Annotated in this window: 5 protein-coding genes; all 5 read left to right on the top strand. The window is 38.6% G+C overall.

Going from position 1 to position 9,152, the window contains the following annotated elements; genetic code table 11:
• Positions 1-49: 49 nt before the first annotated feature.
• Positions 50-1,057: a type IX secretion system membrane protein PorP/SprF gene (locus AADJ06_RS12920; RefSeq protein WP_341226881.1), complete on the top strand. Its 1,008-nt coding sequence runs from the start codon at positions 50-52 to the stop codon at positions 1,055-1,057.
• A 54-nt stretch (positions 1,058-1,111) separates the two neighbouring features.
• A complete protein-coding gene (locus AADJ06_RS12915) occupies positions 1,112-3,601 on the top strand; it encodes a carboxypeptidase regulatory-like domain-containing protein (protein WP_341226880.1) in 2,490 nt (829 codons plus the stop codon).
• Positions 3,602-3,706: 105 nt separating this feature from the next.
• Complete coding sequence (locus AADJ06_RS12910; RefSeq protein ID WP_341226879.1) at positions 3,707-4,594, top strand: type IX secretion system membrane protein PorP/SprF; 888 nt, start codon at positions 3,707-3,709, stop codon at positions 4,592-4,594.
• A 197-nt stretch (positions 4,595-4,791) separates the two neighbouring features.
• Complete coding sequence (locus tag AADJ06_RS12905; protein WP_341226878.1) at positions 4,792-7,578, top strand: 2-oxoglutarate dehydrogenase E1 component; 2,787 nt, start codon at positions 4,792-4,794, stop codon at positions 7,576-7,578.
• Positions 7,579-7,581: 3 nt separating this feature from the next.
• Positions 7,582-9,117, top strand: coding sequence for a 2-oxoglutarate dehydrogenase complex dihydrolipoyllysine-residue succinyltransferase (gene odhB / locus AADJ06_RS12900; protein WP_341226877.1), 1,536 nt, complete (start codon positions 7,582-7,584; stop codon positions 9,115-9,117).
• Positions 9,118-9,152 lie beyond the last annotated feature (35 nt).

The raw sequence follows: 9,152 nt of genomic DNA, 5'->3' as shown, positions 1-9,152 counted from the left end.
AATCAGAAGCATACTGATTTCAAAACTTGAATCTATAGAATAATAAAAAATGAGAGGTTTAAAATTATTTACTGGAAAGATGGCGTTACTGCTAGTTGGTATTTTATCAGCACTACAGTCAAATGCCCAGCAGGAAGTTATGTACTCACAGTACATGTTTAACACATTGGCCATCAATCCCTCCTACGCAGGAAGTAGAGATGTGTTAAGCCTAACTGCTCTCGGAAGATATCAGTGGATTGGTGTCAATGGTTCGCCCACTACCTATTCTTTCACCCTTGATATGCCTATCAAAAATGAAAAGATGGGATTAGGATTAATGGCCTATACTGATGCTATCGGAGTTAGCAGAACCACTGGAGTTAATATCCCGTACGCCTACCGCCTTAAAGTGGGAACAAAAACCACATTAGCCTTGGGTGTGCAACTAGGCCTTGATTATGTCAGCAATAACCTCTCAAGTGTTGCCAATGTAACCTCTGGTGATAATGTATTTGATGGCTCTAACGATATCAACAAAATGTTTCCAAATGCTGGTCTTGGTTTATTCTTAAGTACAGACCGTGGTTACATAGGAGTTTCGGTACCTAAGATTATAGAAAACCAGCTCTCATCTTATGTTCAAAACGGTGAGACATACGAAAGTAAGCAAAGAAGGCATTACTTCATGATGATGGGTTTTGTGTTAGGAAAAGGAAACGTAAAAATAAAACCATCTACCATGCTTAGGTATACTAAAGGTGCTCCTTTAGGAATTGATGGCAATATCAACTTTTGGTTTAGAGATAAAATTGCTGTTGGTTTCTCTGCAAGAAAATCGCAAGCTACCCTCTCTGGTCAAGACGTTATGGACGCACTTGTCGGAATATTCGAATTGCAACTTACTCCACAGTTAAGGTTAGGATATTCTTATGACTATAACATGACTAGGTTGAACAATAATAGCTCTAGCGAAAACTTTAAAGACAAACTAACTGGTACTCCTACCCATGAAGGCTTGCTACGTTATGAATTTGGGTATAGTAAGAACAAAATTCTTACACCGCGTTATTTCTAATCACACTATTACATAAAAAACTGACCATTAATTTGGTTTATAAATAAAATAATCATGATAGCCAGAATCAAAAAAACTACCCTTTTGGTGATGCTAGGCTTAGTAGTCACAATGTCCGCCATAGCACAGCAGTCACTGCTAAAAATGGCCGAACATCATTATGACAATTTATCTTTCGTCAAAGCCATTGAAGCTTATGAACAAGCTTTGACTAAAAAAGGTATTGACCCAGAAAATGCTAAGCTTGCCAGAATAAAGCTTGCAGATAGTTACTGCAAATTAAAAGATAATGCAAATGCCGAAAGGGTCTTCAATGAGCTTTTTAATGGTGATGCAGATGTTAACGCAGATCCAGTAGTATATTTAAAATATGCACAGGTACTTGCCAGCAATGGTAAATATCAAGAGTCGCAAAACATTTATAATATTTACAATGACAAAGCTTCAAATGACCCTAGAGGTGAGGAGTTTTCTAAGCTATACAGTGACGTATCTGTACTTTCTAAAAACGCAGACTGCTACAATGTAGATTATCTCTCTATAAATACAACGGCGTCAGACTTTAGCCCTTCTTATTTCAGAAATGGGCTGGTTTTCGTTTCAAACAGACAAAATACAGCCGGAGTTAGCAGAGTATTTCAATGGAGCGAAACACCTTTCCTTGATTTATTCTTTTTAGAAGATTTAGCAGCATTGGGCGGAAGCTCTTCAGCAGCAGGTTTGGGAGGAAGCTCTTCAGAAGAAACAAGTAGTTCAAAAACTAAAAAGAAAAAGGGAGTAGGCCTGGTAGGCTCTGACGAATATACAGCACCAACAGCCAATGATTCGGAAACCTTAGGCTCTTTTGGAAGAGGTATTTCTTTGGGTCATGGTTATGGCGACAGTCCAGAAACTGACTCTGAAAGATTTGATGGCGATATCAACTCTAAGTATCACGAAGGTCCTTCAGCCTTTTTCAAAGATGGGCAACGCGTAATTTTCACTCGAAACAACTTTGTAAAAGGGAAAGCAGAAAAGAGTTCAGATGGTATTAACAAACTAAAATTATACATTGCTAATGCTGACAAAAATAGCTGGACAGATATAGCAGAGCTTCCATTTAATAGCAGTGAGTACTCTACTGGTCACCCTACCTTATCTCCAGAAGAAGATTATCTTTTCTTTGCTTCTGATATGCCAGGTGGGTTTGGTGGAACTGATATTTATGCTGCAAAAATTGACAATGGAAACTGGTCTCAACCTATAAATTTAGGACCACAAATTAACACAAAGGGTAATGAAATGTTCCCTTACATTGATGAAAATGGCGACCTATATTTCTCGTCAGAAGGACTTCCAGGACTTGGTGGATTAGATATTTTCTTTGTTAAACTTAATGCTACAGAAGCTTTAACTACTCCTGAAAACTTAGGAACACCAATTAATTCTAGCCAAGATGATTTTGGAATGTTAACTGATGGCTTGAGAAAATCAGGTTACTTCAGTTCTAATAGAAAAAGAGGTGGCGATGATGACGATATTTACAAATTTGAAAGAGAATGTGAACTTCAACAAAATTGCGATTTAATTATTGCAGCATATGATGCCGAAACTAAAATGCCTCTTGATAATGTAGTTATAGAATATACTGATGCCAAAGGCAACATTCAAGAAGGAATCACCAATGAAGATGGAAGTCTAACATTAGAAAATCTAGATAGCAATACTGAATTTACTTTCTCTGCAAGTAGAGATGGTTACAATCCGAATATTATAAGCCTAACTACTGATGAGTGTGACGGAGAGCCTACTCGCTTAGAAATCCCAATGACTACTCCTACTGACAAAGACGCTCTAGCTGGCAACAATTCAGGTCAATCGGGTGGTTTGCAAGGTCCCGAAAGTGGACTTTCTGAAAGCGGTTTTTCAAATAACACTTCTTGTACCATTAGAGGTCGTGTGTTAATGCAAAATACTAGTAACCCTGTTGATGGCGTTTTAGTTACCTTAAGAAACGAATGTGACGGAAGTACTCAAACGGCGTATACCGACGATTCTGGGTACTATGAATTCATAGTTGCCGAAGGTTGTGACTACACCTTAAGTGGAACAAAGGCAGACCTAGCCTCTCATGGAAAAACAGTTTCAAAACTAAGTTGTGCCAATGGCGGGGTAACAGCAGACATCATGATGTTTGGTTCTGGAGATATTGTAGCTATTGAAAACATTTACTTCAATTATGGAAAATGCGACATAAGAGCCGACGCTCGTGAGGGAATTGACAAATTAGTCAAACTGATGCGTGAATATCCTGGAATGAAAATTGAACTTTCTTCACATACAGATAGCAGAAGCCCAAAAGCTTTTAATCAGAAACTATCTGAAGGAAGAGCTAAAGAATCTGCAGAGTATCTATTCAAAAGAGGCGTTAGTAGAAATAGAGTTACTTATGCCGGTTATGGCGAGTCTAGAATCACTAATGGATGTGTAGATGGGGTAAAATGCTCTGAAGCTCAGCACCAAGCAAACAGAAGAACAGAATTTGAAATTATTCAAATGCAATAATTAAAATATTATTTCTAAAGCCGCCCGCTAACCGCTGGCGGCTTTTTTGTTTTCATAGCATCATATTTGACCTAATTTTGTTAGGTTTGATTTTGAAACAATCACATGAAAAAAATACTCTTTCTTTTTTTACTTTTCTCGCAAACAGCCTTCTCACAATTTGGCTTAGCAGACCAGTACCAATTTAATTTCCTTGCCATAAATCCTGCATTTGCCGGAGAAAGAGGGAATGTTGGGGTAACAGCTATGCTTGGGAATCAATTTAGCGGCAACTTTAGGCCAAACTTAATTTCTCAAATCGTTTCGCTAGAAGGAAAACTAGGCACTAGCAAAAGTTCATTAGGTTTTCAGGGGTATAGAAATTCAATCACAGGAAATACTAGCAGCGGCTTAGGTCTATCTTATGCCTATACCATTAACACCGATGCTGCCAAACTTAAAATAGGTTTAAATGGTGGCTTTACCGTATCTCCTAATCTCGTGGGGTCTCAAAATTTCACCCAGCAGCTTAGCCCTTTCTTTGGATTAGGTTTTGCTGCTTTCTCGGAAAATGGTTTTCTGAGTATCTCCAGCCCTACATTATATGCTAAGAGCAACTTCTTTACTGCAGTTTATCAGCCTATAAATCTAATGCTTGGCTATCGCTTAAAATTAGCACAGAACGTTAACCTGAATATCAGTACGCTAGCAGGGCTCGACCTTAAATACGAAAACGCAAACTTCTTTCACGTCAATCCAAAATTATGGCTTGCAGAGAAACTAGCACTTGGTGCAAGTTTAAGATTTAGAGACAGTAAAGGCTTGAATACCATCAGCTCTGCTGAATTAAGAATAGCAGAAACCGCGACCGTTGGTATCTCCTATGACCCGAAACCTTTGAGATTGTTCACTTCCAATACAGGCTTTATAAATTCTAATGGTTTAATTCAGCTCATGTTCAGATATGATGTCTTTGGTTTTCATGAAGAAACTCCTTTATTGAATTCCTTCTAGCAAAAAACAATCAGAATAATACAATTTGACCAAAAATAACTGTACTATAATTAACAAAAAGTGGTAATACCTTGACCTAAATAAATAATTAGGTATAATTCGCAGAGAAAAAAGGCTTATTGTTACTTCGTTTTAAAAGCAAATTTTAACTTTGCCTTTCCTATCTTATCAGAGCTTTAAGCATTATAAAAAATTAAATGGACCAGTACTCTTACTTGGCAAATGCAGACGTCTCAGCTATAGAATCACTCTATGAGCAGTTCAAAGAAAATCCTGAATCAGTAGATGAAAGCTGGCGTAATTTCTTTAAAGGTTTTGAGTTTTCCGAAACCTGGAAAAGCAACGGTACTACCAATACCGGAACAGACAAATCAAATGAACACGTCCGAAAAGAAATCGAAGTAGTTCATCTTATCAGAGGGATTAGAGCCCGTGGCCATATGGCTGCTAAAATCAATCCTCTTTGGCCAGAACGAAAACACAATCCAAGTTTAGACTTAGAAGACTTTAAACTTTCTGAGGCTGACTTAGACACTATTTTTGAAGCAGGAATAGAGGTGTTAGGCCGACCTGCTACTTTAAGAGAAATTAACGACAAGCTAAGAAAAGTCTATCTTGGACCTATCGGTTTTGAATACCAATATATAAGAGATAGAAAAATTAAAGGCTGGTTTAGAAGAAAGATTGAAGGAGAATACATCGACTTCAAACCTTCGGCAGAACAACAGAAAAGAATTTTAAAGAAACTAAATGAAGCTGCGGCTTTTGAAAATTTCCTACATACTAAATACCTTGGAAAGAAACGTTTTTCTATAGAAGGTGGCGAGTCTACCATCCCTGGTTTAGACGCAGCCATTTTAAAAGGTGCTGAATTAGGCGTAGAAGAAGTAGTTATAGGTATGGCTCACAGAGGTAGACTTAATGTTTTAACCAACATTATGCAAAAACCTTATGAGCAAATTTTCAATGAATTTGAAGAAAACATTGAAGAAGAAGAGTATAGCGATGGTGATGTAAAGTATCATATGGGCTATACCTCTCAGGTTCTTACACCTGCAGGAAAAAGAGTTAGTCTTAAACTAATGTCAAACCCTTCTCACCTTGAGGCTGTAGACCCTGTAGTTCTAGGCTATGCGAGAGCTAGAGCAGATGGACATTATGAAAGTCATGGTAGAAAGATTAATGACTTTGATGATATTTATGATAAGATTTTGCCAATCATTATACATGGTGACGCATCTTTAGCGGGGCAAGGTATTGCTTATGAAATAGCCCAAATGTCAAACCTACCTGGTTATTACGTAGGCGGTGCCATACATTTCATTATCAATAACCAAGTAGGTTTTACTACGGACAATGACGACGCTCGCTCAAGCCTTTACTGTTCTGATGTAGCTAAAATATTAGACACACCTATTTTCCATGTAAATGGAGATGACCCAGAAGCAGTGGTTTATGCCATGCAATTGGCTATTGAATTTAGACAGGAATTTAATAAAGATGTATTTATTGACATGATATGTTACCGTAAATACGGTCATAACGAGGCTGACGAACCTAAGTTCACGCAGCCTGCCATGTATAAATACATCAATAAGCATAAGAATCCTCGTGATGTCTATTTGCAAAAACTTAAAGACCAAGGGGAAGATAACATTGGTTTAGCCAAGCAATTAAAAGCTTCCTTTGATAGCAATCTTCAAGAGTTACTTGCAAAAGTTAAACAAAGACAATTGCCTTATGAAGTGCCAAAACTTGAGAGAGATTGGCAGGAGCTTCGTAAGTCTAAAAAGGAAGACTTCTTAGTTTCTCCTGAAACTGGAATTGATAAAGATGCCATAGCCCTCATAGGTAAGGCATTATCAAATATACCCAAAGGTTTTAAGGCCATTAAACAAATCACGAAAGTGCTTGCTGAAAGGGAAAGCATTTTTGCGGGAGAAAAAGAATTCAATTGGGCGGCAGCCGAACTAATGGCTTTTGGTTCGATCTTGAATGACGCCAAATGGTTAAGAATGACAGGGCAGGATGTACAAAGAGGCACATTCTCACACAGGCATGCTGTCTTACATGACACCGTCACCAACGAAACATACAGCAACCTAGAACACATCAAAGAAGGACAAGGAAAAATAGAGCTTTACAACTCGCTTCTGTCTGAATATGCTGTAATGGGTTTTGAATACGGTTATGCACTGGCTAATCCTAATGCATTGGTAATTTGGGAAGCTCAGTTTGGTGATTTTGCTAATGGTGCACAAACCATGATTGACCAATTTATTTCGGCAGCGGAATCTAAGTGGAAAACTCAGAATGGTTTGGTACTTCTTTTACCTCATGGTTATGAAGGACAAGGGCCAGAGCACTCAAATGCTAGACCAGAAAGGTTTTTACAGTTAGCTGCGGAGTATAACATGTATGTATGTGCATGTACTACGCCTGCCAACTTCTTCCATATGTTAAGAAGACAGTTGGCACTTCCTTTCAGGAAGCCATGTGTGCATATGTCTCCAAAATCGATGCTTCGTCATCCGGGAGCTATTTCTAAAATGGAAGAGTTCTTACCTGGTACTAAGTTTAAAGAGACTTATGGTGATGATTACGCTGACCCTAAAAAGGTGAAAAGAGTATTATTATGCTCTGGTAAAATTTACTTTGACTTATTAGAAAAGCAGCAAGCAGATAAGAGAAAGGATGTGGCTATACTTCGTGTAGAGCAACTTCATCCTTTCCCTAAGCATCAGGTAACAGAGTTATTGGCTAGTTATCCTGAAAAAGTACAAACGATTTGGGTTCAAGAAGAACCTCAAAACATGGGTGCTTGGTCGTTTATTCTTCGTGAATTCCCAGAAATTGGAATCTCCGATTTAATAGCGAGAAAGAAAAGTGCATCCCCAGCTACTGGATATACCAAATATCACCAGCAGGGACAAACCAATATTATTAATAAAGCATTTGATTTGACTAATAAAGAGAATATATAGATCATGGCAGTTGAAATGAAAGTACCTTCAGTAGGTGAATCAGTAACGGAAGTTACGATAGCCTCGTGGGTAAAAAAAGATGGTGATTTTGTTGAAATGGATGAAATCATATGCGAACTAGAATCCGACAAAGCAACTTTTGAATTGCCGGCAGAAGCCGCAGGAATTTTAAGAATTGTAGCTCAAGAAGAAGAAACACTTGAGATAGGTGCACTGGTTTGTAGAATTGAAGAGTCTGCAGAAGCCACCTCTACTCCTGCTCCAGCCGAAACACCAAAAGTAGAAGAGTCTGCAGCCCCTGCGGCCGCACCCGCTGCTGCTAGTGGTTCTGGTGAAATAATAGAAGTTACCGTACCCAGTGTGGGTGAGTCTATTACAGAAGTAACTTTAAGTTCATGGGTTAAGAAAGATGGTGATACCGTTGAAATGGATGAAATCATCTGTGAATTGGAATCAGATAAAGCCACTTTTGAATTGCCTTCTCCAAGTGCCGGGGTAATAAAAATCATAGCTGAAGAAGGTGCTGTTATTCCAGTAGGAGATTTGGTTGCTAAAATAACTGCAGGTGCAGGAGCTAGCTCAGCAGCCCCTACTCCTGCCGCAATTCCAGCTGCTGCTAGCACGCCAGCCGCCGGAAAAGACACATATGCTTCTGGTCATCCATCTCCATCCGCAGCTAAGATTCTTGCCGAAAAAGGAATTGACGCTAGTGCCGTTAAAGGAACGGGGGTAGACGGAAGAGTAACTAAAGAAGATGCTCAAAACGCTCAGAAAGCAGCCCCAGCAAAAGCTAGTCCTGCTCCTGCCGCAGCTGCAGCTCCTGCTGTTTCTGAAGGAGACAGAGGTCAGCGAAGAGAGAAAATGACTTCACTTCGTAAGACTATTGCGAAGCGATTAGTTGCTGTTAAAAATGAGACAGCTATGCTGACCACCTTTAACGAGGTTGACATGAAGCCTATCATGGATTTAAGAAAAAGCTACAAAGAGAAGTTCAAAGATATCCATGGCGTAGGTCTTGGTTTTATGTCTTTCTTCACTAAAGCTTGTTCTATTGCTCTTCAAGAGTTCCCTACTATCAATGCTTACATTGACGGTAACGAAATAGTTTTCAATGACTTTACAGATATTTCTATTGCAGTTTCTGCTCCTAAAGGATTGGTAGTACCTGTGATTAGAAATGCAGAGAAGTTATCTTTTGCAGGAATTGAGTCTGAAGTAATTCGCTTGGCTTTAAAAGCAAGAGACGGAAAACTTACTATTCCTGAAATGACGGGCGGAACATTCACTATTACCAATGGAGGAATATTTGGCTCAATGTTGTCTACTCCTATAATCAATGCACCTCAATCTGCTATTTTAGGAATGCATAATATAGTAGAAAGGCCGGTAGCCATAAACGGACAGGTAGAAATTAGACCTATCATGTATTTGGCTCTATCTTATGACCACAGAACTATTGACGGAAAGCAGTCTGTTAGTTTCTTGGTAAGACTTAAGCAGTTATTAGAAGACCCAATGAGAATGATGCTTCAAGTTTAAGTTTCGAAGCAATTTTTAAAAACTAAATATTTAAA

Origin of the sequence: uncultured Arcticibacterium sp., assembly GCF_964021845.1 — a bacterium.
Taxonomy (GTDB): domain Bacteria; phylum Bacteroidota; class Bacteroidia; order Cytophagales; family Spirosomataceae; genus Arcticibacterium.
The sequence above is the reverse complement of the archived record's forward strand: the minus strand, read 5'-3'. Positions and strand labels throughout refer to the sequence as shown.